Source organism: Myxococcales bacterium, from assembly GCA_016717005.1.
GTDB lineage: Bacteria > Myxococcota_A > Polyangia > Haliangiales > Haliangiaceae > UBA2376.
This window is the reverse complement of sequence record JADJUF010000001.1, coordinates 726,950-753,609: the sequence shown is the minus strand read 5'-3', so window position 1 is coordinate 753,609 and position 26,660 is coordinate 726,950. Positions and strand designations below refer to the sequence as shown.

General features: G+C 74.4%; 18 protein-coding genes, 1 tRNA gene and 1 pseudogene. 10 read left to right on the top strand and 10 right to left on the bottom strand.

All coding sequences use genetic code 11. The features are described 5' to 3' along the window. Nucleotides 1-4 precede the first annotated feature (4 nt). From IPL61_03210 to IPL61_03190, 5 genes are all read right to left on the bottom strand, one after another. Entirely contained in the window at nucleotides 5-283 is a 279-nt protein-coding gene (locus IPL61_03210) for a hypothetical protein (protein ID MBK9030340.1), read from the bottom strand. Nucleotides 284-395: 112 nt separating this feature from the next. After that, a complete protein-coding gene (locus IPL61_03205; GenBank protein MBK9030339.1) occupies nucleotides 396-620 on the bottom strand; it encodes a hypothetical protein in 225 nt (74 codons plus the stop codon). Nucleotides 621-689: 69 nt separating this feature from the next. Continuing rightward, nucleotides 690-2,318 (bottom strand): hypothetical protein, encoded by a 1,629-nt coding sequence (locus IPL61_03200; GenBank protein MBK9030338.1) that lies wholly within the window; start codon nucleotides 2,316-2,318, stop codon nucleotides 690-692. A gap of 24 nt (nucleotides 2,319-2,342) precedes the next feature. Beyond that, entirely contained in the window at nucleotides 2,343-3,452 is a 1,110-nt protein-coding gene (locus IPL61_03195) for a hypothetical protein (GenBank protein MBK9030337.1), read from the bottom strand. A 373-nt stretch (nucleotides 3,453-3,825) separates the two neighbouring features. Continuing rightward, entirely contained in the window at nucleotides 3,826-5,364 is a 1,539-nt protein-coding gene (locus tag IPL61_03190) for a TolC family protein (protein MBK9030336.1), read from the bottom strand. Between the two features lie 212 nt (nucleotides 5,365-5,576). Here IPL61_03190 and IPL61_03185 point away from each other — a divergent pair, with 212 nt between their 5' ends. The 5 genes and pseudogenes from IPL61_03185 to IPL61_03165 all read left to right on the top strand — a co-directional run bounded on the left by IPL61_03185 (nucleotide 5,577) and on the right by IPL61_03165 (nucleotide 12,182). Beyond that, the gene (locus IPL61_03185) at nucleotides 5,577-7,505 is read left to right on the top strand and encodes an HlyD family efflux transporter periplasmic adaptor subunit (GenBank protein ID MBK9030335.1); all 1,929 of its coding nucleotides are present in this window, start codon (nucleotides 5,577-5,579) and stop codon (nucleotides 7,503-7,505) included. Nucleotides 7,506-7,707: 202 nt separating this feature from the next. Beyond that, nucleotides 7,708-9,948, top strand: a complete 2,241-nt coding sequence (locus tag IPL61_03180) for a peptidase domain-containing ABC transporter (protein ID MBK9030334.1) — start codon at nucleotides 7,708-7,710, stop codon at nucleotides 9,946-9,948. A gap of 25 nt (nucleotides 9,949-9,973) precedes the next feature. Then, nucleotides 9,974-10,240: pseudogene (locus tag IPL61_03175) on the top strand (biotin/lipoyl-binding protein). Nucleotides 10,241-10,433: 193 nt separating this feature from the next. After that, on the top strand, nucleotides 10,434-10,793 hold the full coding sequence (locus tag IPL61_03170) for an HlyD family secretion protein (protein ID MBK9030333.1): 360 nt from the start codon (nucleotides 10,434-10,436) through the stop codon (nucleotides 10,791-10,793). Nucleotides 10,794-10,880: 87 nt separating this feature from the next. Continuing rightward, on the top strand, nucleotides 10,881-12,182 hold the full coding sequence (locus tag IPL61_03165; protein MBK9030332.1) for a sigma 54-dependent Fis family transcriptional regulator: 1,302 nt from the start codon (nucleotides 10,881-10,883) through the stop codon (nucleotides 12,180-12,182). Between the two features lie 408 nt (nucleotides 12,183-12,590). On the opposite strand, the gene IPL61_03160 is transcribed toward IPL61_03165, so the two are convergent. The 3 genes from IPL61_03160 to IPL61_03150 all read right to left on the bottom strand — a co-directional run bounded on the left by IPL61_03160 (nucleotide 12,591) and on the right by IPL61_03150 (nucleotide 16,611). Further along, nucleotides 12,591-13,685: a hypothetical protein gene (locus IPL61_03160; GenBank protein ID MBK9030331.1), complete on the bottom strand. Its 1,095-nt coding sequence runs from the start codon at nucleotides 13,683-13,685 to the stop codon at nucleotides 12,591-12,593. Between the two features lie 161 nt (nucleotides 13,686-13,846). Then, nucleotides 13,847-14,956 carry a hypothetical protein gene (locus tag IPL61_03155; protein MBK9030330.1) on the bottom strand — a complete coding sequence of 370 codons (1,110 nt, stop codon included), beginning with the start codon at nucleotides 14,954-14,956 and terminating at the stop codon, nucleotides 13,847-13,849. Beyond that, nucleotides 14,953-16,611 (bottom strand): serine/threonine protein kinase, encoded by a 1,659-nt coding sequence (locus IPL61_03150; protein MBK9030329.1) that lies wholly within the window; start codon nucleotides 16,609-16,611, stop codon nucleotides 14,953-14,955. The genes IPL61_03155 and IPL61_03150 overlap by 4 nt, the downstream gene beginning before the upstream one ends. A gap of 444 nt (nucleotides 16,612-17,055) precedes the next feature. On the opposite strand from IPL61_03150, the gene IPL61_03145 reads away from it, so the two are divergent. The 3 genes from IPL61_03145 to IPL61_03135 are packed head-to-tail and all read left to right on the top strand — an operon-like array spanning nucleotide 17,056 to nucleotide 21,039. After that, complete coding sequence (locus IPL61_03145) at nucleotides 17,056-17,643, top strand: RNA polymerase sigma factor (GenBank protein MBK9030328.1); 588 nt, start codon at nucleotides 17,056-17,058, stop codon at nucleotides 17,641-17,643. Next, nucleotides 17,640-20,495 carry a CHAT domain-containing protein gene (locus IPL61_03140; protein ID MBK9030327.1) on the top strand — a complete coding sequence of 952 codons (2,856 nt, stop codon included), beginning with the start codon at nucleotides 17,640-17,642 and terminating at the stop codon, nucleotides 20,493-20,495. The genes IPL61_03145 and IPL61_03140 overlap by 4 nt, the downstream gene beginning before the upstream one ends. Before the next feature lie 37 nt (nucleotides 20,496-20,532). Further along, nucleotides 20,533-21,039, top strand: coding sequence for a hypothetical protein (locus IPL61_03135; protein MBK9030326.1), 507 nt, complete (start codon nucleotides 20,533-20,535; stop codon nucleotides 21,037-21,039). Nucleotides 21,040-21,131: 92 nt separating this feature from the next. Here the strand turns inward: IPL61_03135 and IPL61_03130 are convergent, their stop codons facing one another. After that, nucleotides 21,132-21,797, bottom strand: coding sequence for a hypothetical protein (locus IPL61_03130; GenBank protein ID MBK9030325.1), 666 nt, complete (start codon nucleotides 21,795-21,797; stop codon nucleotides 21,132-21,134). Then, the gene (locus IPL61_03125; protein ID MBK9030324.1) at nucleotides 21,794-23,626 is read right to left on the bottom strand and encodes a protein kinase; all 1,833 of its coding nucleotides are present in this window, start codon (nucleotides 23,624-23,626) and stop codon (nucleotides 21,794-21,796) included. Before IPL61_03125 ends, IPL61_03130 begins: the two co-directional genes overlap by 4 nt. Nucleotides 23,627-23,745: 119 nt before the next feature. Here IPL61_03125 and IPL61_03120 point away from each other — a divergent pair. Further along, nucleotides 23,746-23,818, top strand: a tRNA-Phe gene (locus IPL61_03120). A gap of 210 nt (nucleotides 23,819-24,028) precedes the next feature. After that, the gene (locus IPL61_03115) at nucleotides 24,029-26,650 is read left to right on the top strand and encodes a VCBS repeat-containing protein (GenBank protein ID MBK9030323.1); all 2,622 of its coding nucleotides are present in this window, start codon (nucleotides 24,029-24,031) and stop codon (nucleotides 26,648-26,650) included. The last annotated feature ends 10 nt before the right edge of the window (nucleotides 26,651-26,660 follow it).

Genomic DNA, 26,660 nt, shown 5'->3' with positions numbered 1-26,660 from the left:
CCGATCAGCAGCGGCGGCGGCGGCCGCAGGTGATGATCTGCGGCGGCGGCGGCTGGTTCATCATCGACAGCGCCAGGATCGGCATCAGCTGGCTCATGGGGTCGGGGCCAGTGTTGGCGTTGCGGCCGAGGTCCTTGATGGCGCGCTCGATGCTGGTGAGCGTGTCCATCATCCGATCGTCCTGCGCGGCGCGGCTCGAGCCGGCCGAGCGGCGCCCGCCCGCGACCGGGGTGAGCGCGGCGGGGGCGATGAGCGTGAAGGGATCCTTGCGGGTGTTCGACATGACGCGTCCTTGCGGGTGAGGGGCGAGTGGGCGGGCGGGGCTGGCGGGCGGTCGCTAGAACACCGACCGGTTTGAATGCCGTCGCAGCAGGCACTTCAACGCGGTCGGTGTTCTAGGGCTGGGTGCGCTTCATCATCTTGAGCGCGACCAGCGGCATCATCTGGCTCATCGGATCGTTGCCCTTGGCGGCGTCCTGCTGGGCCGCGACGTCGCGGATCGTCGTGGTGATGCTGGTGAGCTTGTCCATGATGCGCTCGTCGGTGACGGCGCGGCTGGAGCCGCCGGTGACGGCGGCCAGCGACGAGGGCTCGATCGCGGGGAAGCTGGGGGTGGGCATCGGGCGGGTCCTTTCTGGGTGAGCGCGGGGTGGCTTGGGGGAGCGGTGCGTGGGGTGCGGACGGGCGGCTCAGTACGTGAGGCCGAGGCCGAGCTGGCCGCCGAGGAAGGTGTCGGTGATCGAGTCGACCTCCCAGTCGGCGTCCATGTCGCCGGTGCCGTCGAAGGCGACGGTGTAGTGCGACAGCGTGGCGCCGACGTGGAGGAACGCGGCCTTCGACAGCGTGATCTGGACGTCGGCCTGGGCGCGCGCGCCCCAGGCCTGGCCGCCGCCGAGCATCGTGGTCTCGGAGATGACGCCGATCGACGTGAGGTACAGGTACTCGGCGCCGATCCCGACGGTGGCGCGCGGCGTGGCCGCGAACTCGAGCCGGGCGCCGGCGGTGAGCGCGCCGAACTCGCCGTCGAGCGCGTCGAGCTCTGCGCCGGTGAGGTCGTCGACCTCGTCGATGACGTCGAGGACGTGGGTGACGCTGCGGTAGCCGAGGGCGCCATCGACCGACAGGTCCTTGGTGTTGACGCGGTAGTGGGCGGCGGCCGCCCACTCCTGGTAGACGACGTCGTAGTCGACCGGCAGGTCCTCGCCGATGTCGACCGCCGCGGTCGACGCGACGCCCCGGGCGTACTCGAGCGAGACGCCGACGCCGCCGAGGCGCCCGGCGGGGTCGACGCTGGTCGGGTAGATCGACGCGGCCAGGGCCAGGCCCTTGGTGACGCCGCCGGGGTAGTCGAGCGGGGCGTCGGGGCCGCCCTGGAACGACCGGCTGCGCGAGAACGCGATCGCGCTGGCGTCGGCGGTGAACCGGCGGACGCCGGTCGCGGCCTGGCGGGCCCGCTCGGACGAGCGGGTGCTCTCGGCCGGGCTCAGGGCGGCCTCGTCGCCGAACAGCGCCATCACGTCGTCGCCGCGGCCCGGCCGGCGGTCGTCGTCGCGGTCGTCGTCGCGGTCGTCGTCGCGGTCGTCGTCGCGGTCGTCGCTATCGCGGTCGTGGACCGAAGCGCGGCCGTCGCGGTCGTCGTCGCGGTCGTCGCCATCGCGGTCGCGATCGTCGGCGCCGTCGCGGTCGCGGACCGAGGCGCGGTCGTCGCGGTCGTCGCGGTCGCGCCGGTCGCTGCGCCGGTCGCGCCGGCGGCGCTGGCCGCGGTCACCGTCGTCGTCCTCGAGGCTCTTCAGGTCGTCCATGTCGGTCAGGTCGGCGTCGCCGATCGAGCGCGTCGAGGACACGCCCTCGACCCAGCCGAGCAGCTCGCCCAGCTCCTGGCGGACCCGGTCCTCGCCATCGTCGTCGAGGCCGTGCGCGGTCATCGGGATCTCGGCGCGGTCGACCTCGGTGCCGGCGTGCGCGTCGATCACGGTGATCGCGAGGGTCGCCCGCTTGCCGCGCACGACGATCTTGCCCTCGACCAGGGCGTCGACCTTGGCCTTCTTCGCGGCCCGCGACCACACCTTGGGCCCGAACTCCTGCGACTCGGCCGCGCGGCGGGCCTTGACCCACGAGGTCGGCGGCACGACGTCGTAGGCGCGGCTGACCTCGCTGACGATCGTGGCGCGGGTGTCGTCGGCGAGGCGGTCGGGGCCCTCGAACGGCATCACGACGATCCGGCCGGAGCCAGCGTGCGCGAGCGCGGGGGCGGTCAGGGCGACGGCGACGGCGAGGGTCGCGAGCCAGGAGCCGAGCGAGGAGGGCAGGGGGCGCATGGGGATCTCCTTCGAGCGTGCGGATCAACCGTGGGGTTCGAAGTCGGGCTGGCTGGCGGTGCCGTTGCCGAGGATCGTGCGGGTCGGGAACGCCGCCTGGTGGGTGGTGTTGTTGGTCAGGTGGTCGGCGCGTGGGCGCGACAGCGCCGGGTTGCCGGTGATGACCAGGTTCGACGCGCGCACGCCCAGGTACAGCGCGTAGATCGAGTCGAGGCGGCTGTTGCTGGTGATGCGCAGGCCGCCGGCGACGAACAGGCCGGCCGAGAGCCCGTCGACGCCGACCAGCGACGGGTTCGACGCGATGATCAGGTTGCCGCCGACCTGGGTCAGGTTCGACAGCGAGCCGAGCGTCGTCAGGCCATTGTTCTCGAGGTCGAGATCGCCGGACACGCGGGTGAGGCCGAGCCCGGTGAGCGAGGTCAGCGCCGGGTTGCCGGTGATCAGCACGCGGTCGGTGGACGACAGCGCCGACATGCCGGCGACGCTGGCGAGCCGCGGGTTGCGCTCGAGCGTCACGCTGGCCACCGCCGACAGCCGGCCCAGGCCGGTGAGGCTGGTCAGCTGGTCGTTGACCTCGATCACCAGATCGCCGTGGACTGTCCGGAGCTTGTCGAGACCGGCCATCGTGGTCAGGGCCCCGTTGTTCGAGACCAGCACGTCGCCGGCGACGAGGTCGAGGTTGCGCAGGCCTGACAGATCGCGGAGCGCGTCGTTCGAGCGCAGGGTCAGCGCGGTCACCTCGTCGGTGCCCTCGAGACCGGCGGTGTCGGCCAGGCGGCTGTTGCCCTCGATCACCAGCTCGCCGGAGACGCGGACGTCGTTCAAGCCGGTGAGCGTGGTCAGGTCGCGGTTGTCCTCGATGCGCAGCGCGCCGCGCACGTCGCGCAGATCCTTGAGCGCGTCGAGGTCGGTGAGCGTCGAGCGCTCGATCACCAGATCGCCGTCGAGCGAGAAGCAGCCCTTCGGGATGTCGCGCAGGTCGGCCTCGGTCGACAGCGTCAGGGTGTAGCGCTCGACCGGGCAGTCGCTCGTGTCGCGGTCGTCGCGGCCCGAGCCATCGGTGGGGCCGACGGTCGCGACGCAGGCGCCGGTGACGGTCGCGAGCAAGACAGTGGCGAGGGTCGGGGTGTTCATGGTGGGCTCCTTGGAAGCAGCGGACGCTAGGAGCCAGAGCAGGCGCCGTGCCATCGACCTCGCAACCCGCGTTCGCGCAGTTGGCGCGGCCGAGCTGGGTGGGCGCGGCCCGGGTTGTCGACCCAGGGTCGCAAGCGACCGATCCGGATCCGGATCCCGATCCGGATCCCGATCCCGATCCCGATCCCGATCCGGATCCCGATCCCGATCCCGATCCCGATCCCGATCCGGATCCCGATCCGGATCCCGATCCCGACCCCGGCTCGACACCGGCTCCGGACCCGGCTCCGACTCCGGTTCCGGCTCCGGTTCCGGCTCCGGTTCCGGTTCCGCCTCCGACACCGGCTCCGCCCCCGCCTCCGGCGCTCCTCGATCAGCGTCGGGGCGCGTGGCCGGGCCGCACCTCGACGCCGTAGCGCCCGAGCAGCACGCCGGTGAGGAACTCGAGCTTCGCGACCGCGACGTGGTAGTCGGCGATCGAGCGCGCGCGCCGCAGCTCGGCCTCGATCAGCTCGTCCTGGCGCTGCAACACGTCGAAGTTGGTGGTGCGCGCCGCCTTGAAGTTCGCGATCTCGGCCTGCACGGTGGCGACGGCGAGGTCGATGGCCTTCTCGGCGAGCTCGGCGCGCTTGCGCGCGGCGGTGACCGCGTGCACCGACTGCACGACCTCGACCTCGATCATCCGGCGCAGATCCTGGGCCTCGATCACGACCTTGCTGCGCCGCTGGGTCGCCGCGACCTCGGCGCCGCGGCGGCCGCTGCCGATCTCGAACTGGAACGCCAGGCTGGCGGTGAGCTCGTAGCCGCCGCCGGCCCCGAGCGCGCCGACGGCCTCGCCGGTCGAGGGGCCGTCGCCGAACAGGGTGCCGGCCAGGGTCACGTTGACCTGCGGGCGCGCGGCGTCGCGGGCGATCGCGACGTCGACGTCGGTGGCGCGCTTCTCCGCCAGGAGCGCCTGGAGCCGCGGGTTGTCGGTCAGCGCGTCGTCGAGCGCCGCCTCGATGCTGTGCTGCTCGGCGTCGAGCTCGAACCGCTCACCCGGGACCAGCACCAGCTCGCGTCGGCTGATCTCGAGGCCGCTGAGGCGGCGGAGCTCGAGCGAGCGTGCCTCGACCTCGACCTGCGCGCGCAAGAGCGCCTCCTCGCGCACCGCCTGCTGGTACTCGACCGCGCGCAGCGCGCTGTCGGCGACGGTGCCGGCGCGCCGCGCGTCGCGGGTGGTCGCGTACTGGGCCGCGGCCAGCTCGAGGCCCTTGCGCCGCACCTGCAGCTCCTGCGCGGAGTAGGCCAGCTCCCAGTAGCCGACCACCAGATCACGGATCAGCTCCTCAGCCGCGAGCTGGGCCTTGACGTTGGCGCCCTCGGCGGCGGCCTGGGCCCGACGGTGCGGCGCGGCCGCGGCCTCGCCGAAGCCGCGCACCAGCGGCTGCTCGAGCTTGAGCTGGGCCGAGGCCTGGCTGTTGTCGACGAACTGGTGCTCCTCGGTGACGTCGACGCCGAACAGCGGATCGAGGTCGTACTGCTGGGTCATCTGCGCCAGGCCGATCTGGGCCGACAGGGTGGCGCCGGTCGGGATCTTCTTGGCGACCCCGACCGCACCGGAGACCTTGCTGTCCTCGATCAGCTGGACCGGCTGGTACTCGACGTTGGTGCCGACGACGGTCTTGTTCCAGTCGATCGACGCGGTCGTGATCCAGTCGTCCTCGACCCCGGCGGCGTCGGCCTCGGCCCGGGCGATCGTGCGGTCGGCGCGGATCCGGGCGAGGCCGGCGCTCTGGCGCACGGCCACCGCGATCAGATCGTCGAGGCGGACGGCCTCAGCGGAGGGACCGGCGTCGCTGCGCCCCGGTGCGGTCAACAGCAGCGCCGCGCACAGGGCAGACGACGCGAGCGAGCGGCTCGGGGACAGCATGCGATCGGTACAGCACCAGGCGTGCCAGCCCCGCGCCCGGCGCAAGTGCGCGTTGTCCGAAGGCGCCGCGCCTCTGGGGGCGAGGTCCCGCGCGTCGACCCAGGTCGGCAGCTCGCCCTCGCGAGCCCCAGGCGAAGCGCGGTCGCCCCTGCGATCACGCTCGGATGCGAGGTCGCCGCGGCCTGGCGAGCGGGTTGCAAAGGTCGACGTCCATGAGCCTCCCGCAGCGCCACCTGGTCCGTCGCTCGGCGGCGTCTGCATCGCAGGCCGCCGCGGCCCGAGCGCCGGAGGCACGCCGCCCGACCTACGACCCGGGCGATTTCGGCGAGAGCGACGACACCGACCCGAGCGTGGCCGGCTGGGGCGCGCACGGCCACGACGACCCGCCGACCACGCGACCGAGCACCCAGGTCGCGCGCCCGCAGCCGCGCCGCCAGGCCGCCGGCACGCCGGTGCCCGACGCGGTCGAAGCGCCGACCCGGCTGGCCCGCCGCGCGACCTCGGCGCCGTGGCAGTCGGCCGAGGGCGCGACCCCGTCGCTGCGGCGCGCGTCGCCGCCGAGCGCGCTGCCGCCGCCGCCGGTGCGCGCGCGGGCGCTGCCGCTGCCGCGCCAGGCCTCGGTGGTGACCCCGCTGCCGCGCCAGGCCTCGGTGGTGAGCCCGCCGCCGCGACCGGCGTCGGTGATGGCGCCGCTGCCGCGGGCATCGGTGGTCGCGCCGCGTCCCCGCGCGCCCGAGGCGCCGCCCGCGCCGGGACCAGCGACGGCGGCGCCGGCGCAGCTCGATCTGCCGGCCGAGCTGGCGGCACCCGTCTACGGCCTGGTCCGTCGGCTGGCGCTGCAGTCCGAGCTGGTCGCCGCCGATCGGGTGCTGCGAGTCGGTGTGGCCGAGTTGACCGACGCCACGGTCGCGATGTCGCGGTTCATCGGCGACGACGGCCAGCCGTGGGCGCTCGAGGATCAGGGCGACGGCGGCCCCGGCGACGCGATCCTCGCGCAGATCGCCGCGGCCGGGTGCCAGGCGTGCCAGGGCCACCTGCTGGTGCAGCCGATCGTCGCCGCCGGCCGCACGGTCGCGCTGCTGATCCTGACGCGCACCGAGCGCCTGGCCGGGTTCGGGCTGGTCGAGCGCGCGATCGCGATGCTGGTCGCGCGCGAGTGCGCCGGCCTGGTCCACCAGCTGCTCGGCGCGCACGCGGTCAAGGCCCGCGAGGCCGTCGCCGACGCCCGGTCGCTGTTCCGGCCCGAGGCGCTCGAGCGCCACCGGTCGCGCGGGTCCGAGGGCGCGCTCATCAACCTGTCGCCGGCGTGGATCCGCCGCGCCTATCCGCTGGCGTGCGCGCTGGTCGTGGCCGCGCTCGCGTTCGCGGCGTTCGCCCGGGTGCCGACCTACTCGACCGGGCCGGTGGTGATCACCGTCGACGGTCACGACGTGACCGCGCCGGCCCAGGGCACGGTCGATCAGATCGCGGTGGCCGCCAACGATCGCGTCGTCAAGGGCCAGGAGCTGGCGCGGCTGTACTCGATGCAGGAGCAGGCCGAGCTCGAGCAGGCCGAGCAGGAGCGCTCGAACGCGCTGACGACGTTCTTGCTCGACAGCGACGACAGCGCCAAGCAGACGCTCGCCGCCGCCAGCGCCAAGCGCGAGCGGGCGCGGGCCGTGGTCGACGCGCGGACCGTGCGGGCGAGCAGCGACGGCGTCGTGTCCGACGTGCGCGTGCGCGCCGGCCAGAACCTGATGCCGGGCGATCGCATCCTGACGATCGTCCCCGAGGGCGCCGACCCGGTGGTCGTCGCGCTCCTGCCAGGCCAGGATCGGCCGCGGCTGCGGGTCGGCCAGACCCTGCAGGTCGAGCTCAAGGGCTTCATCAAGCCGCGCGAGCGCGTCGTCATCACCGAGGTCGGCGCCGAGGTGCTGGGTCCCGACGACGCCCGCCGCACGCTGGGCGCGCAGTTCGCCGATCTGGTCGGCAACAGCGGCGCCTACGTGCTGGTCAAGGCCCGGCTGCCGCGGCGCACGTTCGAGGCGCAGCACCACACGTACCACTTCCACAACGGCCTGCGCGGGACCGCCGAGGTGCGGATCGAATCGAAGGCCTTCCTCGCGACGCTGCTGCCGGCGATCGAGAAGATCCTCTACTGACCGAACCGCGAGGCCCGCCGCCAGGCCTCGTCAGGGTGAGCGCCGACGAGCCTCCCCGCCGCGCCACGCGCCACGAGCCACCCGCCACGAGCCACCCGCCACCCGCCACGAGCCACGCGCCACGCGCCCCGAGATGCCGAGCGCACGAGCCCCGACGATCCGCCGCCGAGCCCCTCACCCGACGCCCCACCGAGGACGCCCCATGTCGAACCCCACATCCACCCCGTCGCTGGTCGAGCGGTTCCCGGCCCTGGCCCGGCTCGGCTTCGCGGGCGGCGCCCGCGCCATCCCGTTCATCCAGCAGATGCAGTGGACCGACTGCGGCGCCGCCTCGCTGACGATGGTGATGGCCTTCCACGGCAAGGCCGCGCGGCTGGCCGAGGTCCGCGACGCGATGGGCATCGGCCGCGACGGCGTCTCGGCCAAGGCCATCCTCGAGACCGCCGACCGGTTCGGCCTGCAGGGCCGCGCGATCAAGGTCGACGTCGACCAGCTGCCGATGCTGCCGCGCGGCGCGATCCTGCACTGGGAGTTCAACCACTTCGTCGTCTTCGATCGCCTGGTCAAGGGCGGCGTGCGCATCGTCGACCCGGCGGTCGGGCCGCGCGACGTCAAGCTGGCCGACTTCGGCAAGCAGTTCACCGGCGTCGCGCTCGAGCTGTCGCCGACCGCGCGCTTCACCAAGGAGCGGCCGGCCAAGGGCCGCCTGGGGCGCTACGTCAAGGAGCTCCTGAGCGAGCGCACGATCTTCACGCGGGTCATCGTCATGTCGATGGTGCTGCGGCTGGTGGCGCTGGTGCTGCCGCTCCTGACCGGCATGATCATCGACCGGGTGGTCCCGCGCTCGGACTACGCGCTCTTGTACGTGGTGCTGGGGTCGATCGGCGGCATGGTCGCGTTCAACGCGATCATCGGCATCATCCGGGCCCACCTGCTCCTGCACCTGCGCATGGCGCTCGACACCCGCATGACCCTGTCGTTCCTCGACCACATGGTCAGCCTGCCGTTCTCGTTCTTCCAGCGGCGCTCGACCGGTGACCTGATGCAGCGGGTCGACTCGAACGGGACCGTGCGCGAGATCGTCACGTCCAAGAGCATGTCGGCGGTGATCGACGGCGTGTTCGTGCTGACCTACGCGGTCATCATCTTCTGGGTCAACCCGCTGCTCGGCGTCATCGCGATCACGCTGTCGCTGACCGAGGCGCTGGTGTTCCTCGCGGCCCGGCCGGCCAACCACCGGCTGCTGGCGGCCAGCCTCGACAAGCAGGCGAAGGAGCACGGGTACATGATCCAGATGCTCGGCGGCATGGAGACGCTCAAGTGCGCCGGCGCCGAGCAGCAGGCGGTCGAGAAGTGGAGCAACCTCTACACCGACCAGCTCAACGTCACGATCCGTCGGGTCCGGATGCAGGCCTACGTCGACGCGGTCCGCGGCGCGATCGCGTCGCTGGCGCCGCTGCTGATCCTGACGGTCGGCGCGACCGCGGTCATGAAGGGCCAGATGAGCCTCGGCACGATGCTGGCGATGAACTCGCTGGCCTCGAGCCTGTTCGAGCCGCTGAGCGCGCTGGTGTCGTCGGCGCTCGAGCTCCAGCTCGTGCGCGGCCACATGGAGCGCATCGACGACGTGCTCCAGACCCAGCTCGAGCAGGATCGCGAGGTCGCGGCCGCGCCGCCGGCGCTGCGCGGCAACATCCGCCTGCGCGGCGTCCAGTTCCGCTACGGCGAGCAGGCGCCGCTGGTCGTCGACGGGGTCGACCTCGACATCCCGGCCGGCGCCGCGGTGGCGCTGGTGGGCCCGTCGGGCTCGGGCAAGACCACGCTCTTGTCGCTCCTGGCCGGGCTGCACCAGCCGGTCGCCGGCGAGATCGCCTACGACGGCAAGGCGCTCAAGGATCTCGACCTGCGGGCCGTCCGCCAGCAGATCGGCATCGTGCCCCAGCACCCGTACATCTTCGGCTCGAGCGTGCGCGAGAACATCGCGCTGACGGTGCCCAACGCGCCGATCGAGCGCATCGCCAGCTCGGCCCGGGTCGCGTGCCTCCACGACGACGTCGTCGCGATGCCGATGGGCTACGACACGGTCGTGTCCGACGGCGGCGGCTCGCTGTCGGGCGGGCAGCGCCAGCGGGTCGCGATCGCGCGCGCGGTGCTGCGCAACCCCAGCGTGATGCTGCTCGACGAGGCGACCTCGGCCCTCGACAACAAGATCGAGGCGACCGTGATCACCAACCTCGAGCGCCTGCGCTGCACCCGCATCACCGTCGCCCACCGGCTCTCGACCGTGCGCAACGCCGACCTGATCGTCGTGATGGACAAGGGCAAGGTCGTCGAGCGCGGCACCCACCACGAGCTGGTCGCCCGGCGCGGCCTCTACCACGCCCTGCTCAAGGCCACCGAAACCCCCGCGGAGTCCACCCATGTCCTCGCCGTCGCTAGCTAGCCTCGCCCTCGCCCTCGCCTCGGTCCTGGCCGCCTGCGGGCGCGGCGACCGCGATCCGGTCGGCAGCGATCCGTTCGCGGCCCAGCACCAGCGGGCGGCCGCGCCGGTCGCGCCGCCGCTCGAGCTGGCCGGGGTGATCACGTCGGCCCAGAGCCAGGTCGTCGTCGCCGAGTTCGACGCCAAGGTCGCCGAGGTGCTGGTCAACGGCGGCCAGCGGGTCGTCGCCGGCCAGGTGCTGGCGCGCCTCGACGACAGCCAGCTGCGGCAGCGGGTCGAGAGCGCGCGCCAGGCCGCCAACGCCGCCCGCGCCGAGGCGGCCCGCGCCTCGATCGGCGTGGCCGAGGCCCGGCGCCAGCTCGCCACCGAGGACCGGCTGTACCGCAGCGGCGCCCAGTCGCGGGGCCGCCGCCGCCAGCGCGCGCGGGTCCGAGGCCCAGGTCAAGGAGCTGACCGATCAGCTGGCCAAGGCCGAGATCAAGGCGCCGATGGACGGCGTCGTCACGATGATCAAGGTCAAGCAGGGCGAGATGGCCCAGCGCGGGACCCGGATCGCGCGCGTGTTCGATCCGGCGGACCTCCAGGTCCGGTTCGAGGTGCCGCGCGGGCACCGCGCCGAGTTCGCGGTCGGCACGGCGGTGCTGGTGACGATGGACGGCGTCGATCATCCGCTGCCGGCCAAGGTCATCGACCTGTCGGCCGATCTCGAGGCGCCGCTGCAGTTCGCGGTCGGCACCGCCGACATCGACGACGCCGGCCTGCCCCCGGACGACGGCCGGGTCGGGGCCACCGCCAAGATTCGCCTGGCCGCGCCGGCGCCGGCGCCGGTCGCGGTCGCGGCCCAGTGATACGGTCGCCCGGCAGGCAGTCGTCAGGAGTCGTCCGTGAGCGGTGATCTCGAAGCGCCGACGTTCGTCACCTCGCACCAGGGCGCGATGCCCGGCCTGTCGGTCCGGCGCTGCCGGCTCGAGGTCGTCAGCGGCCCCGACGCCGGCCTCGTCGTCGAGTTCGCCCAGCCCACGATCCTGCTGGGCCGCAGCGGCGCGGACCTGACGCTGTCGGATCCCAAGGTCTCAGGCCTGCACTGCGAGCTGCGGCTCCAGCCCGAGGGCTACCGCCTGCGCGACCTCGAGTCGACCAACGGCACCCACGTGCGCGGCGTGCGCGTGGTCGAGGGCTTCATCCAGCCCGGCGCGACGATCGCGCTGGGCAAGAGCGCGGTCGTGTTCACGCCGCTGCCCGACGCGGTGGCGCTGCCGCTGTGGACCGAGCCGCGCCTGGGCAACCTGATCGGCGCGGCGCCGTCGATGCGTCACCTGTTCGAGCTGATCGAGCGGTTCGCCCAGAGCGACGCGACCGTGCTGATCCAGGCCGAGACCGGCACCGGCAAGGAGCTGGTGGCCGACGCGATCCACCAGCGCTCGCCGCGGGCCCACGGCCCGTTCCAGGTGCTCGATTGCAGCGCGATCCCGGAGCAGCTGTTCGAGGACCAGATCTTCGGGCACGAGCAGGGCTCGTTCACCGGCGCCGGCAAGGCGACGATGGGCGTGTTCGAGGCCGCCCACGGCGGCACGCTGTTCCTCGACGAGATCGGCGAGCTGCCGCTCGAGATCCAGTCGAAGCTGCTGCGCGCGGTCGAGACCCGCCGGATCCGGCGGATCGGCTCGACCCGCACGATCACCTGCGACGTGCGGATCGTCGCCGCGACCAACCGCGACCTCGCGGTCGAGGTCAACCGCGGCACCTTCCGCGCCGACCTGTTCTATCGGCTGGCGGTGGCGCGGCTCGGCATCCCGCCGCTGCGCGAGCGCCGCGAGGACCTCCCGCTCCTGGTCGCGGCGTTCCTGCGCCAGCTCGACGGCGTCGAGCTGGCCGCGCTGCCGGCGGACTTCATGGAGCGCGCCGCGCGCCACGGCTGGCCCGGCAACGTGCGCGAGCTGCGCAACGCGGTCGAGCGGGCCGCGCTCCTGCCGCACCACCCGTCGCTCGCGGTCGAGCCGCACGCGGCCCCGCAGCACGGCGGCGACTGGGCGACGATCGACGTCACGACCCCGTTCAAGGTCGCCAAGCAGAAGCTCGTCGACGAGTTCGATCGCCGCTACCTCGAGACCTTGCTCGAGCTGCACGACCACAACATCTCGGCCGCGGCCCGGGCCGCCGGCATCGACCGGATGTCGATCTACAAGATGATGCGGCGGCTGGGGCTGTCCGCCGACGCCGAGGCCGCCGCGGAGTAGCGCCGCCGGCGTCGCCCGCACGTCGATCGACGCGCCGAGGCGGCGGCTGGGGCTGGCCGCCGACGCCGCGGCCGCCGCCGGGTAGTGCTCCGACCGCGTGATCGTGATCCGTCCACGGCGTCGAGGCGCTCCAGGGGCGAGGCGCGACGACGACGGGCTACTCTCCGTAACTCGAGGCGTTGCAAGCGCAGCCCATGGAGATGCATCGGCGGCGTGGCGGTCCAGCATCACGCGGTCGGAGCACTAGTACCTCGCCGCAATGAATTTGACCGGTTGAGGACGCCGATCCATCGCCAATCGCTGCGTTGAACCTCCTCGAGTTCCAGCGAGGAGCCCGTCGTCGGTTCGCCTTGCGCTCGGCGCGCCTCGACGCCCGCAACCGGTCAGATTGCGGCGAGGTACTAGCCGCTACATCGGGATCGACTGGATCCCGGGCACGTCGACGCCGCCGGCCGCGAGCGCGACCCGGCGGGTGGTGTGGCCGGGCGCGCGGATCTCGATCTGGGTCGGCGCGCCGATCTCGATCGCGAACAGGCCCGAGGCGGTCGTGGCGGTGGCGACCGACGGCGACACCGTCCCGGCCGCGAAGTCGAAGTAGCGGAAGCCGTACGTGGCGCTGCCGGGGACCGGCGTGACCGTCGCGCCGGCCAGCGGCCGCCGGGTCGCGCGATCCCAGACCAGGCCGACCGCGATCGCCGCGCCGATCTGCCGGACGCCGGTGAACGCCGCGAACATCGTCGGGCTGATCGTCAAGAGCTCGGCGGCGCCGGGCGGACCGCACAGGGTCGGCTGCTCGACGTCGATGCAGGTCGTCACCGGCAGCTCTCCGAGCGGGACCGCGCCGGTGCCCAGCGTCATGCAGCTGGCGTCGACCGCGCCGACGAAGTGGGGGCCGGCGAGGGTCGCCTGCCCGCTGGCCGCGACCGCGACCACGTTGAGCGGTCGGTCGGCGGAGACGTCGAGCTCGCCGGCGCCGAGGTCGTACGGGTACTGGTGCTGCAGGTACACCGCGTAGCTCGTGGCCGCGGCCGGCGGCGCGCAGCGATCGGCGCCGTTCGTGAGCAGCTTGGTCAGGTCGAGGAGCTGCGCGGTGGTGGCGGCGGTGGTGAAGTCGCGGCAGTCGAGCGCGTGGCGCAGCGGCACGTCCATGGTCCAGCCGCCGTCGTAGTAGCCCTCGCCGTGGAAGATGGTGTCGGCGGCGACGCAGTCGTCGGCGTCCGCGCGGACCCCGCGGATGTCGAGCGCGAAGAACCCGTTCGGGAGATCGGCCGAGAACAGGCCGTCGAGGTGGTGGTCGCGCAGCGTGTCGATCGTCCCGGGGGTGATCGGCAGGCACTGCGCCTCCGCCACGAGGTTGCCGTAGGGGACGATCTCGATCCGGTTGACGCAGCTGTAGTCGACGGGGCGCGCCGACTCACCGACCGGCGCGATCAGGCGGATGTCGACCGCGTCGTCGCAGGCGGCGACGACGACGAGCGCGGTGAGGGCGAGGCGGCGCACCATGGTCGAGGGCTCAGGCTAGCAGCGGGCGAGGGCGCGGGGCGCGCGGCGGGTGGGGCGTCTTTCGGTCGAGCGCCGGTCCGCGCGTCGGCGGCTCCCGCGCTGGGGCGGTGGCCGCGACGAACCCGCAGGGACGCTCGGCGCGCGCGGCGGCCCGGCCCACGTCAGAACCCCATGATCCGCGAGGGCTCGCGCTGCGAGTACGCGTAGATGCCGATGCCGCCGCCGGCGACGACCGCGCCGACCGCCGCCCACACGTACCAGCGCTTGTACCAGACCGCCGGGCCGTCGTGGAGGCCGCCGCTGTCGACGCCGAGCAGCGCGGCCAGCACCGACGGCTGCGACGCCTTGCGCAGCGACAGCGCCGCCGACTCGGTCTCGGCCACGGCGTCGTAGACCCGGACCTTGGGATCGGGCTCGTCCTCGATCACGACGAACCGGCGGGCGCCGGTGAGCTTGGCCAGGCGGCGGGTCCGCTTGAGCCGATCGTCGGTGGTGCGCGCGTCGAGGGTCTCGAGCCGCAGCCGCCGGGCCCAGCTGACGTCGTCCTCATCGTCGAGCTGCACCGTCAGGCCGTTGTCGCGGTTCGAGCGGATGTCGACCATCGTCGCGAACGGCTTCTTCTTGCGGGCCGTGATCACGATCAGGTGCAGGCCGATCGCCAGCGGCACCTCCTCGACCACCGCCTGGACCGGGCCGCCGTCGATCGCCAGCTCGGCGTCCTCGGCGCCGGGCTCGGCCCCGTCGATGTAGAGCGGGCGCAGCGCCGGGCGCGCCTTCTTGGCCGAGTTGATCAGGCCGCGCACCTTGGGCGACGCGGTGGCGTCGTCGACCTCGAACGCGGGCGCGATCCGGAACGTCGCGGCGAACCAGGCGAGCGCCTCGTCCTCGCGATCGTCATTGGCGGCGACCAGCCCGCGCCAGTAGAACAGCTCGGCCGCGCCGTCGGCGATCTGCGCCGGCGCGCCGTTCGCGAACAGGTCGCCGAGCCCGGCCTCGATCAGCTCGTCGGCGCGATCGAACTCGAAGTTGGCGTAGGCGTTGCGGATGGGCCGCAGATCGTAGGCTGGGCCGTTCTCGAGCGCGGCGGCGATCGCGGTCGAGGTCGGCTGCAGCACGCCCAGCACCTCGATGCGCTTGCGCAGGAGCTCGAGCTCGCGCGGGCTGGCCCCGCCGTTGATGACGACGACGCCGTCGTTTTCGGGCTCGGCCGAGGCCGGCGCCGCGAGCGCGAGGCCGGTGCCCAGCACGACGAGCGCGGCCCAGGTCCTCACGGCTTGAGGCTCACCCGCACCGGGCGGTTCGCCCCGGGCCGCACCGTCACGAACCGCGTGATCTTGGCCCCGAGCTTGGGGTTCTCGAACACCAGGTTGTACGAGCCCGGCGCCAGCCGCAGCGTCGTCGGCGTGACGTGGCGGGTGCCGTCGACGGTGACGTAGGCCCACGGCACCGCGTGGACGCTGACCGTGCCGACGCCGGCCGCGGCGACGGCGGGCTCGCGCGGCTCCCGGGGCTCGGCGCGCGGGGCGCGCGGACGGCTCGCCGTCGGCCGGCCTGGCGCCGGTCGGGTCGGGCTGGGCGGCGGCGCCATGACGACCTCGTCGGCGACGTCGGCGACCTCGGCGGCCGCGACCGACGGGGCGAGCGCGGCGTCGGCGACCTCGGCGGCGACCTCGGGCGCAGCGCGCGGCGCCGGCACGTCGTCGCTCGGCGCGACCTCCACCACCGGCGGCGCGGGCCCGGGCGCGGGCGCGGCGGCGACGGGCGCGGCCAGGGCCGGGTCGACCCCGTGGTCGCCGGCCTGCGCGATCACGATCGCGGCGACCATGCCGGCGACGATCGCGCCGCCGAGGATCGCGGCGGCGACCGCCCACGAGCGGCGGCGGTGGGCCTGCTTGCGATTGATCGTCCACGCGTGCGGCGTGGTCGCGGCCAGGGCGTTGGCCTCGGCCGCGAGCGCCGCGAGCTGCGGATCGGTCTCGAGCCCGCCGATCAGCGAGCGCGTGATGATCGTGACCGGCTGCGCGGTGACCTGGGTGCGTCCGGCGGCGGCCATCGCGACCAGCTGCATCGCGTCGGGCGGGGCCGGCCGCGACATCCCGTTGAGCTCGCCGATCAGCGCCGCCAGCTCGCTCGCGCCGTCGCGCCAGCCGCTGGCGAACCGGACCTCGGACAGCGCGTCGTGGAGCTGCTGCACGCGCGGGAACCGGTGGGCCGGATCCGCCGACATCGCGCGCAGGCACGCGGCCTCGAGCTCGGCCGGGATCTCGGGCCGGAGCTCGCGCGGGCGCCGGACCTGGCGCAGCGCGGCCTCGTCGCGGCCGTGCTCGGTGACCCGGCGCGCGAACGGGTGGACGCCCGTGAGGAGCTCGTACAGGCACACGCCGAGCGCGAACTCGTCGCTGCGGTTGGTCAGGGCCGCGCCGGCCGCTTGCTCCGGCGGCATGTACGCCCACTTGCCCTCGACCGCGGTGGCGATGCCCTCGCGGCGCGCGATGCCGAAGTCGGCGACCTTCACCTCGCCGGTCGTGGTCAAGAGCAGGTTCGACGGGCTGATGTCGGCGTGGATGATCGCGCCGGTCGGACGCCCGTGGGCGTACTCGAGCCCGGCGCACGCCGCCTGGATGACGTACGTGACCAGCGACAGCGGCAGCGGGCCGCGGCCGGCGCCCGCGTGGGCCCCCAGCAGCTGCCGCAGGCTGGGCCCGTCGACGAACTCCATCACCAGGAACACGTCGTCGCTCTCGCGCACCAGGTCGAGCACGCTGATCACGTTGGCGTGGGACAGCCCGACCAGGAGCTTGGCCTCGTCGACCAGGCGGCCGACGAACTCCTCGTCCTGGGCCAGCGAGGGCAACAGGCGCTTGATCGCCACCGGCTTCTGAAAGCCGAGGCTGCCCAGCGCGCGGCCGGCGAAGACCTCGGCCATGCCGCCGCGACCCAGGAGGTCCCCCAGGATGTACCGACCGCCCGCGGCACGACGGCGGTTCGCCATCGTCTCGTCCCCCGGTTCGGTTGCAAGCTTGGTGGTCCCGGCCACGATTCTGCGAGTGTAGCAACAGACGGGCCGCCCTTGAACCATCCCAAGTACCTGGACTGCTTGTGCGCGGATCCTCGACGAGGTGGGGGCGGGGTGGGGGGACACCGCCCGATCTGGGCCGATCGTCCCCGCTAGGTCGGCCGACCCCACCTGGCCCCGTCGGGCGTCCCATCCTGGCGACAATGCGCCCCATGGATCCCGGTAGACGGGTAATTCGGCTACCCACGAAAATGTCGAGAGCCAGGGCTCCGACGATCGATGCCGTGGTACCGGTACTTCGTGGAAGGGGACCACGAAGATCCGGCGTCCGGAGTCGTCCCTTCGGGTGAACCCTTGCTGTCACCTGGCTCGCTCGAACCGGTCGTGCGCGCGCCGACCCCACCGATCTCGGGGATCGGGGCGGCCCGGGCCGGCGATCCCGACGCGACGTTCGAGGCGCTGGTCGCCGCGCACCTGCCGGCGCTGCGGGCGCGCGCGACCCAGATGTGCCGGGGCGTGGGCGACCCCGACGACGTCGTCCAGGACGCGCTGGTGCGCGCGTTCCGGGCGCGCGATCAGATGAAGGATCCTGGGCGCGCGCGCGGCTGGCTGCTGACGATCGTGACCAACACGTTCCTCGACGCGGTCCGCCGCCGCAAGGTCCGGCCGGGCGAGGTCGAGCTGGCGATCGATCCGCCCGCGCCGGCGCCGGGCGCCGAGGCGCCGTGGCAGCGGCTCGATCTCGACGACGTGCGCGCGGCGGTCGCCGAGCTGCCCGACGACGTGCGCGACACGTACCGCATGTTCGCGCTCGAGGGTCGCGACTACCTGGCGATCGCCCGCGCCCTGGGCGTGCCCAAGGCCACCGTCGGGACGCGCATCCTGCGCGCCCGCAAGCGGCTGCGCGAGCTCCTGGCCGCGCGCATCGGAGGTGGCGCGTGAGTCCCCACCGCGTCGACGAGTACCTCGAGGGCCTGCTCGCGGAGGACGCGGCCGACGCGTTCCTCGATCACCTCGCCGTGTGCGCCGCGTGCCAGCGGGCGCTCCACGCCGACGTGCAGCTGCGCGATCGCGAGGACGCGCTGCGGGCCGAGGTCGCGGCGCGGCCGACGCCGGTGGTCGCGATCGCGACGGCGCGCCGGCGCCGCGGCGCGCTCGTGATCGGCGGCGCGCTGGTGCTCGCGGCGGCGGCCGCGGCCTTCGTCGTGACGCGGCCGGCGCGGCGCGCGCAGCCGTCGACGCCGGCGCTGGCGCTCGCGCCGAGCCGTGGGCTCGAGGCACGGCTGGCGTGGGCGCCGGCCGCCGGCTACCGCCCGTACGATCCGGTGCGCAGCGAGCGCGCGGTCGGCGAGGCCATCGACCCGCGCGTGATCGCCGCGCTGGCCGAGCGCGGCGACTGCGCCGGCGTGGCCGCGACCTACGTGCTGTCGGGCGAGCTGGTGCGCGCGGGCCAGCAGTACGATCGCTGCGGCGACGGCGCCGATCTCGACGCCGATCGCGCGGGCCGCGCGGTGATGGCGGGCGAGCCCGAGCGCGCGCTGGCGCTGGCGGATCGGGCGCTGGCGATCGCGCCGGCGCACCCGGTCGCGCACTGGAACCGCGCGCTGGCGCTGCGCGACCTCGGGCTGGGGTTGGCGGCGGCCGCGGCGTTCGAGCGCGTCGCGGTGATCGATCCGCCCTGGGCCGAGGAGGCCCGGCAGCGGGCCGAGGCCGCGCGCGCGCCGCTCGAGCGCCAGCGCGACGGCTACGATGAGGCGATCGCCGCCGCCGCCGCCATGGCCGCGGGCGGGCCGCCGGTGACGCTCGAGCTGGCGCGGCGGTACCCGGCGCGGGTGGCGCTGCGCCTCGACGACGCGATCCGCCTGGCGGCGACGCCGGCGCGGCTGGCCGAGCTGCGGCCGCTCGCGCTCGAGCTCGACGCCGTCGCCGACGTCGGGCTGGTGGCGCGGCTGGACGCCGCGCGTCCGGCGCCGGTGCCCGCGGCGCTGCAGGGACCTTACCTCGGCTGGGTCGAGCAGCTGACGATCGCCGACGACGCCACCCGGCGCGCGTGGCTGACGGCGGCCGCGGCCCGCCGCGCCGACGAGCTGATGATCGGCGCGGTCATCCTGGGCGCGCGGGCCGACGGCGTGCCGGCCCGGCTGGCGGCGGTGGCGGCGGCGCGCGGCGGCTGGCTGGCCGCGATGTACGAGGTCGTCGCGGTCCGGACCGCGGCGCCGGCCGACGCCGAGCGGCGCCTGGCCGAGCTGACGCGCGCGTGCGCGGCCCGGGAGCTGTCGGCGTACCCGTGCGCGCGGGTCGCGTACCAGCGGGCCGAGCTGGCGTTGGGGCGCTACCAGGCGCCGGCCACCGTCGCCGCGGCGCGCGAGGCGGTGCAGCTGGCCGAGGGCACCGGCGAGTGGGGGCTGCGCTGGCGGGCGCTAGCGCTGGCGGCCACCGCCGAGCGGATCCGTGGCGCCCCGGCGCTGGCGCAGGCCTACCTCGACGAGTACGTGCGGTCGGCCGCGACCTGCGAGGCCGCGGCCGACGCGGCGCGCGTCGCCGGCGAGTACGCGTTCGATCGCCACGACCTCGCCGGCGCCGAGGCTGCGCTCCGGGACCACCCGGCGTGCGGGCCGACGCCGCGGCTGATCGATCTGCAGCTCGAGGCCGACCTCGCGACCGCCGGGCGCGCGCTGCGGCCGAGCGCGGCGCTGCGGGCCGATCTCGCGGCGCTGGCGCCGCGCGACGAGTTCGAGGCGCGCATGGCCGCGTTCCTGCGCGCGCGGGCCGGGCTCGACGACGATCCCGCCGCGGCCGCCGCGCTGCGCGCGCTGGTGATCGCGGGCGACGCCGCCGATGGCGGTCCGGGCCGGCCGTCGGTGACGTGGCTCGCGGCCAGCGCGCTGACGGTGACGGCGGCGCGGGCCGGGCGCTGGGATGACGGCGTCGCCGCGCTGGCGCTGGCCGCCGGGACGCCGCCGCCGACGCGGTGCGCGCTGGCCGTGGCGTCGGACAACTTCCGGTTCGCGGCGATCGCGATCGGCGCGGACGGTCGCGCCAGCGGCGTCGCGCTCGACGATCGGGTCGGCCGCGATCAGCTGCCGGTGCCGGTGGTCGACGCGCTGACCGGGTGCGCCGAGGTCGCGGTGTGGGCGACCGCGCCGTGGTTCGGGCGCGACCTCGGCCTGCCGCCGGGGCTGCCGTGGTGGTTCGTGCTCGGGCCCGCGCGCGCGCCCGTGGCCGGCGCGACCCGGCGCGTGGTCGTGGTCGACCCGGTGCCGCCGGCCTGGCTGGCGCTGCCGCGCATCGGCGTCGGCGTCGCGCCGGCCCCGTCGGCGACGACGACGATCCTGCGGGGCCCCGACGCGACCGTCGCGGCGGTCGCGCGCGCCGCCGCGACCGCGACCGTGCTCGAGATCCACGCGCACACCGCGCGGGTGCCGGCGTCGGACGCCCCGGCGCTGGCGCTCAGCGACGACCGCGACGACTGGGCCGCGACCGCCGAGCGCGTGCGCGCGTGGCGCTTGGCCGGCGCGCCGGTGGTGCTGCTGGCCGACTGCAACGCGGTCGCGACCGCGGCCTACGAGCAGATCGACTGGGGCCTGCCGCGCGCGTTCGCCGCCGCCGGCGCGCGCGCGATCGTCGCCGCCGACGGCCTCATCCCGGACCGCGAGGCCGGCGAGGTGTTCGCGGCGCTGGGCGACGCCGCCGCGCGCGGCGTGGCGATGCCGGCCGCGGTCGCCGAGCTCCGCGCCGCGAAGATCGCCGCCGACCCCGCGTCGTGGGTCCGGCGGCTGGTGGTGTTCCAGTGACCGACGTCTGACCCGTTGCTGCAAAAGGAGATCGACCATGTTCAAGCGACTGTTGCGCCAGCTCATCGACAGTGTCCGCGAGCCCCACGTCGGGCTGGTCACCGAGCCGACCGCGATCGTGACCACCCGCGAGCGGCGGGAGCTGCGGCGGGTCTCCCTCGAGCAGTGGCATGCGCTCGCCCCCGCCCACGCCAAGCTCGCGATGTCGGCCGGCCTGGTCAGCGCCGGCCCCGAGGATCGCCACGCCTACGCGGTGGTCGCGATCGCCGGCGAGTCCGAGCTGGTCATCGTCGAGCTGCCCACGCCCAAGGACCTGGCCGGCTTCATCGAGAAGTTCGTCGACGCCGAGACCCAGGCCAGCCGCAGCCTCAACCGCTTCGACCTCGTCGCCGCGCGGATCCTCCCGCCGCCGCCGCCGCCGCCGCCCGGCTACCCGCCGATCGATCTGATCGCGCGGCTCGAGGCCGGCCTCCGGTTGATGCGGGTGCCGGTGATGATCGCCGCGGTCGAGGTGCAGCTCGGGTTCGAGACCGCCGAGCGCTGACCCGGAACGGAGCGGGAGCCGGAGGCGGAGCCGGAGCCGGAGCCGGAGCCGGAGCCGGAGCCGGAGCCGGAGCCGGAAACCGGAGCCGGCGCTCAGAACGCGCCGCTGAGCACCGGCAGGACCAGCGGCGTCGCGGTCGGCGTGTCGTTCGACGCGAACATCCGCTCGTGACCCTGGTAGACCAGGTACCCGAGGCCGGCCGACGCCAGCGCGAACCCGAGGCGGATCGGGAACCGGCGCAGCTCGTCGGTCGCGCCGACGATGGTCATCGCCTTGACCAGATCGTTGTGGCGGCTCCACAGGATCGTGTCCTTGGCGAAGTCGAGCCAGAACCCGGTCGCGAGCACGACGACGACGAGCTGGCCGTAGGAGCTCGCGGGGTACGCGTCGGAGTGGTAGTAGCCGACGTACGCGCCCAAGAGCGCCAGGTCGGTCAGCTTGGGCGCCAGGTAGAACGCCAGCCGGGTCTTGTCGCCGTACAGCCCGGTCACGCGCGTGAGCCCGAGCTGGAACGCGCCGCTCCTGGGATCGCGCCCGGGCCACGGTCGGAACACCTCGACGTCGGCGCCGGCGAGCTTGGCGGCGACCGCGTGGCTGCCCTCGTGGGTGACGACCCCGACCGCGTAGGTCGGCAGCGCCAGCGCCAGGCCGACCACGACCAGCGTGCGATCCGACGGCGGGTCGGCCGCGGCGCCGCCGGGGCGAGCGGACGTGAGCGCGAGCGCGGCGGCGATCGCCAGCGCGGTCGGGCGCGTCACTTGTCGTGCAGCCCCTTCAGGTACGTGATCGCGGCCTTGGCGTCGTCGACCAGGCACGCGTTGACGTTCTTGCCCTTCCACTTGCCGACCGTGCCCAGGCGCACGAGCGCCTTCTGCAGCACCGGGATGGCGGCGGGATCGCCGAGCGTGCGCAGCTTGGCGACCGCGGGCTTGCGCTGCGCGCACAGCTCGCCCTGCTCGAGATCGAACCGGTAGCTCTGCTGCCAGTCGACGCGATCGCCCAGCCCGAGCTTGGTGACCAGCGGCACCGCGGCGGCGCGGCGGGCGGCGTCGTCGCCGCCGGCCCAGGCGATCAGCTTGTCGGTGGCGGCGTCGTCGCCGAGCTGGTCGCGCTGGAACATCAGGCCGGCGACCGCGGCGGCGCCGTCGGTGTCGGACACGATCGCCGCGACGTTGGCGCGCAGCTCGCCGTTGCGGCGCGGGTCGGTCGCGACCGTCGGGTCGAGCTCGAGCGCGCGCTTGTACGCGGTCAGCGCGTCGGCGTTCTTGCGCTGGAACGCGTAGGCGTGGCCGAGCTGGAGCTGGGCCTGGGGATCGCTCGCGGCCGCCTTCTTGCCGGCCTCGATCGCCTTGATCGCGCCGGCGGCGTCGCCGACGTCGAGCTGGGCCGCGGCCTTGCCGGCGATGGTCTCGGGCGGCGGCTTGGCCTGGGCCGGGGGCGCCGGCTTGCGCAGCGCCAGCGCCAGCAGGATGCCGGCCGCGGCCGCCGCCACCAGGATCAGCGTCGCGAGCGCCGCCCGCGGCGGGCGCCGGACGACCGTCGGTGTGCGCCGCTCGGTCAGCAGCACCGGCTGCGACACCTGCGCGGGCGCGGCGAACATGTCGAGCAGCGGCTCGGCGCCAGTGGCCTGGCCGGCGCGGGGCGCGGCCGCGCCGTTGCCGAGCACGGCGTCGATCGCCGCGACGTAGGCGGCGGCGTCGGGGAAGCGGTCGTCGGGGCGCTTGGCCAGGCCGCGGGCGATCAGCGCCTCGATCGTGGCCGGCACCGGCGGCGCCGGCCGACCGAGCACCGCCGCGAGCGTGTCGGACATCGCCGGCGGCGGCCGGGTCGTGTGCATCGACAGGATCTCGAGCTTGTCGTCGGAGTAGAACGGCGGGCGGCCGCAGATCATCTCGAACGCCATCACCGACGCCGCGTACAGATCCGAGCGGCCGTCGAGCGGGTTGCCGATCGCCTGCTCGGGCGACATGTAGATCGGCGTGCCGAACGCGACGCCGGCCTGGGTCAGCTTGACGCCGTCGTCGAGCTCGCCGCCGCCGATGACCTTGGCGATGCCGAAGTCGAGGATCTTCGCGAACTCGAGGTCGCCCTCGTGCGGGACCAGGTAGACGTTCTCGGGCTTGACGTCGCGGTGGACGATGCCGGCGGTGTGGGCGTGGCCGAGGCCGCGCAGCACGTGGCGCAGGATCGCCAGCGCGCGGTGCGGCGCGATCGGCGCCTCGGCGTCCATCAGATCGCCCAGCGAGCGGCCGTCGAGCAGCTCCATCACCAGGAACAGCGAGCCGTCCTCGAGCTTGCCGAAGTCCGAGACGTCGACGCAGTTGGGGTGATCGATGCGCCCGATCGCGATGGCCTCGCGCTCGAACCGGCTGCGCAGCTCGGGCATCGCCGCCAGGCTCGGGTGCAAGAGCTTGACCGCCACCGCGCGCCGGATCGCCACGTGCTCGGCCCGGAACACCACGCCCATGCCGCCGCGGCCCAGCAGGGCGTCGAGGCGGTAGCGCCCGTCGATGACCGTCCCGAGCCGCGCGCGGTCATCCTGCGCCGCGGTGGGCGCAGCCTTGACGCGGGGTTCGGTCGAGGCCATGACCCTCCCGTTCTATCGCAGTCCGCCCGCGCGCGCCCGCATGAAGCCCGCCTCCCTGGCGAAATCCGCGCCGCCCCCATGGACAGATCGCCGCGGCTTCGGTAGTTTCCGCAGCCGACGCCCAGGTAGCTCAGCTGGTAGAGCAGCGGACTGAAAATCCGCGTGTCGGCGGTTCAACTCCGTCCCTGGGCACGAGCAGATGAGGTGGTGGTGGTGGTGGGAACGACGGCGGTGCTGGTGACAGCGCCGCGGCCGGCCACGTGCGGTCGACGCGCGCGGCCGGGATCGGCGGACGTCAGGCAACGGTCCGCGTGCGCGGGAGCTGGGGCCCGGAGGCGATCGCCGCGGCGCGGATGATCACTTCGGGCGGCGGTTCTGGCGAACCCCTGTGAAAGGACCGCCATGACCCACGCACGGATGATCACGACCCTGGCCCTCGGGCTCACCTTGGCCGCCTGCAGCGGCGACGATGCCGGCCCGCCCCGCTGCGGGGCCACCAGTCAGGAGCAGGCGCTCGACTGCCTGGGCGTCCCCCGCGATGACGCGCCTCGGGCCGACGTCAAGGGCGCGGCGCTGCCCGGGGACTACAGCCCGCTGGGGCCGACCCGCGCGGTCGGCGTCAGCGCCGAGATGCTGCTGATCGGCATGCAGATCGCGCCGCCGGCGCCGGCGGGGCCGCCGGTCCTGCTCGCCAACCGCGGCGTCGTGGTCGAGCTGGCCGACGACGCCACCGGCGCGGTCGGCGCGTCGGTGCTCGACGCGCTGCCGACCGACGCGCCGTGGCTGCACGACGGCACCTCGCCGCACCCGTCGGCCGGGACCAACGCTCCCGGCGGGGTCACCACCCGGGCCGCGACCGGCGCCGATCTCGACGGCGACGGCGTCGACGAGCTGGTCGTCGCCTACCTCGATCCGGTCGACCCGGCCAACGCGGGCGTGGTGTTCGTCGAGATCCTCGGCGGCGCCGGGCCGCGGCCGCTCGTGACCCTGACCGACGCGCGCGACGTCGCGCTCACCCGCGGCGACTTCGACGGCGACGGCGACGACGAGCTCGCGCTGGCGGTCGCGTCGCGGACCGCGGCCCAGGTGGTCCTCGTCGACCGCGCCGCCGACGGGGTCGGCCTGGTCGCGGGCGCGGCCCACGCGCTGGCGCCGGTGCTGGCCGCGAGCGCGCTGTCGACCGAGCTGGCCAGCGGCAACCTCGACCGCGACGGCGGCGACGAGCTCGTGATCGTGCTCAACGAGTACGGCGGCGGCGACGGCCACGACGTCAGCCGCTACGACATCCTCGACGACGCCGGGCACGGCCACGCGGTCCTGGCCGCGGCTGAGGCGATCCGCGTGACCGACGGCGGCAGCTTCGAGGCCCAGGTCGCCGACGTCGCGCTCGGCGACGTCGACGCCGACGGCAAGGACGAGATCATCTTCGGCGGGCTGACGCTGATGAGCGGCCGGTCGTGCGCGGCCTACCAGCACGTCTACCTGGCGCTCGACGACGCCGGCGACAGCCCCGCGCCGCTGGCGATCATCGGCCAGCGCGCCGCGAGCCGCCAGTACGTGCCATCGAGCGGCTGCGACGAGGTCACCGTCGAGCTGCCGGTCGAGCACGTCTTCGTCAGCGCCGCCGACGTCGACGGCGACGGCGTCGACGAGGTCGTCGCCAACCTCGAGGTGTTCGACGACTTCCGCGCCGGCGCGTTCACCGCGCTGTACGCCATCGATCCCGCGGTGCTGGCGGGCCCCGACGGCCGCGGCGGGTCGGCGCTGGCGCCGGCGACCACCGCGATCACCACCGGCGACGTCAACGGCGACGGCCGCGCCGACGTCGTGATCTTCGCGCAGCACCGTGACCGGGTCGCCGTGTGGGGGCTCGACGGCCCCAACCCGGAGACCGCGGTGTTCCGCGAGATGACCGCGTTGCCCACCGCGTCCTACAACAGCCAGTCCCGGATCTACCCGATCATCGCCGCGGTCAACGTCGACCACGACGGCGCCGTGCTCAAGTACGCCGACGCCGAGCACCGGTTCGTGTTCACCGAGCCGGTCCTGATCGCCGCGGTCGCGGCCGCGCCGTGCGCGCGCGAGATCGGCCAGAACCTGGCCGCGTGCACCACCTCGTACGGCACCAGCCAGGCCAGCTCGGCGGGCGTCGACGGCCAGGTCACGATCTCGGCCAGCACGTTCGTGTCGTTCGAGGCCAAGGACCCGCTGTTCGGCATCGGCGCCGAGGGCAAGGCCTCGGTGACCGCGACCGCGTCGTTCTCGGCCGCGCGGGCCTACACGCTCGAGGACAGCGTCGAGTACACCACCGGCCCGCTCGAGGACACGGTCATCTTCACGACGGTCCCGCTCGATCAGTACGTCTACACGGTCGTGGCCCACCCCGATCCGGAGATGGTCGGCCAGCGCATCGTCGTCAACCTGCCGCGGCGGCCGGTCACGCTCCAGGTCGAGCGCGAGTTCTACAACCGGAGCGTGGTCGAGGGCAGCTTCCAGGTCGGCGCGAACGTCTTCCTCCACACCCCGGGCGACCTGGCCAGCTACCCGACCGAGGCCGACGCCGACGTGCTGATCGACACCGGCGGGCTGGCCCACCTCGGCCCGCTCGGCGAGCTGGTCGACGCCGCCGGCGCGGCGCTGGGGCCGCTGGCCGAGACCCTGCTGGGGCGGGGCATCAAGGCCGCGCGGGCGATCACGGTCGGGCAGGGCGGGGGCGCGACCACGACCGAGATCGTGTTCACGTCGGCGACCGACTACCGCGCCGGCGCCGAGATCGCGTTCGAGGCCGAGCTGGCGGTCACCGGCGGCGGGGTCGGGGTCGGGGCCGGCATCGGCGCCACCGTCGGCGCCGGCCTGTCGTGGGGCACGTCGACGTCGACCACCTACCGCGGCAGCCTCGGCAGCATCGCCGAGGCCAGCTTCGCCGAGCACCTCTACAGCGCCGGGCTGTTCACGTACGTCTTCAACTACGGCAACCCGGCCGCGCCACAGTTCGAGGTGGTCAACTACTGGGTCGAGCGGTGAGCCGGTATAC

Coding starts and splice junctions, on each gene's coding strand:
- IPL61_03190 (MBK9030336.1), bottom strand. CDS start 5,364: ATGCTGTCCCCGAGCCGCTCGCTCGCGTCGTCTGCCCTGTGCGCGGCG.
- IPL61_03160 (MBK9030331.1), bottom strand. CDS start 13,685: ATGGTGCGCCGCCTCGCCCTCACCGCGCTCGTCGTCGTCGCCGCCTGC.
- IPL61_03165 (MBK9030332.1), top strand. CDS start 10,881: ATGCCCGGCCTGTCGGTCCGGCGCTGCCGGCTCGAGGTCGTCAGCGGC.
- IPL61_03200 (MBK9030338.1), bottom strand. CDS start 2,318: ATGCGCCCCCTGCCCTCCTCGCTCGGCTCCTGGCTCGCGACCCTCGCC.
- IPL61_03135 (MBK9030326.1), top strand. CDS start 20,533: ATGTTCAAGCGACTGTTGCGCCAGCTCATCGACAGTGTCCGCGAGCCC.
- IPL61_03205 (MBK9030339.1), bottom strand. CDS start 620: ATGCCCACCCCCAGCTTCCCCGCGATCGAGCCCTCGTCGCTGGCCGCC.
- IPL61_03150 (MBK9030329.1), bottom strand. CDS start 16,611: ATGGCCGAGGTCTTCGCCGGCCGCGCGCTGGGCAGCCTCGGCTTTCAG.
- IPL61_03115 (MBK9030323.1), top strand. CDS start 24,029: ATGACCCACGCACGGATGATCACGACCCTGGCCCTCGGGCTCACCTTG.
- IPL61_03170 (MBK9030333.1), top strand. CDS start 10,434: ATGGACGGCGTCGTCACGATGATCAAGGTCAAGCAGGGCGAGATGGCC.
- IPL61_03185 (MBK9030335.1), top strand. CDS start 5,577: ATGAGCCTCCCGCAGCGCCACCTGGTCCGTCGCTCGGCGGCGTCTGCA.
- IPL61_03125 (MBK9030324.1), bottom strand. CDS start 23,626: ATGGCCTCGACCGAACCCCGCGTCAAGGCTGCGCCCACCGCGGCGCAG.
- IPL61_03210 (MBK9030340.1), bottom strand. CDS start 283: ATGTCGAACACCCGCAAGGATCCCTTCACGCTCATCGCCCCCGCCGCG.
- IPL61_03180 (MBK9030334.1), top strand. CDS start 7,708: ATGTCGAACCCCACATCCACCCCGTCGCTGGTCGAGCGGTTCCCGGCC.
- IPL61_03195 (MBK9030337.1), bottom strand. CDS start 3,452: ATGAACACCCCGACCCTCGCCACTGTCTTGCTCGCGACCGTCACCGGC.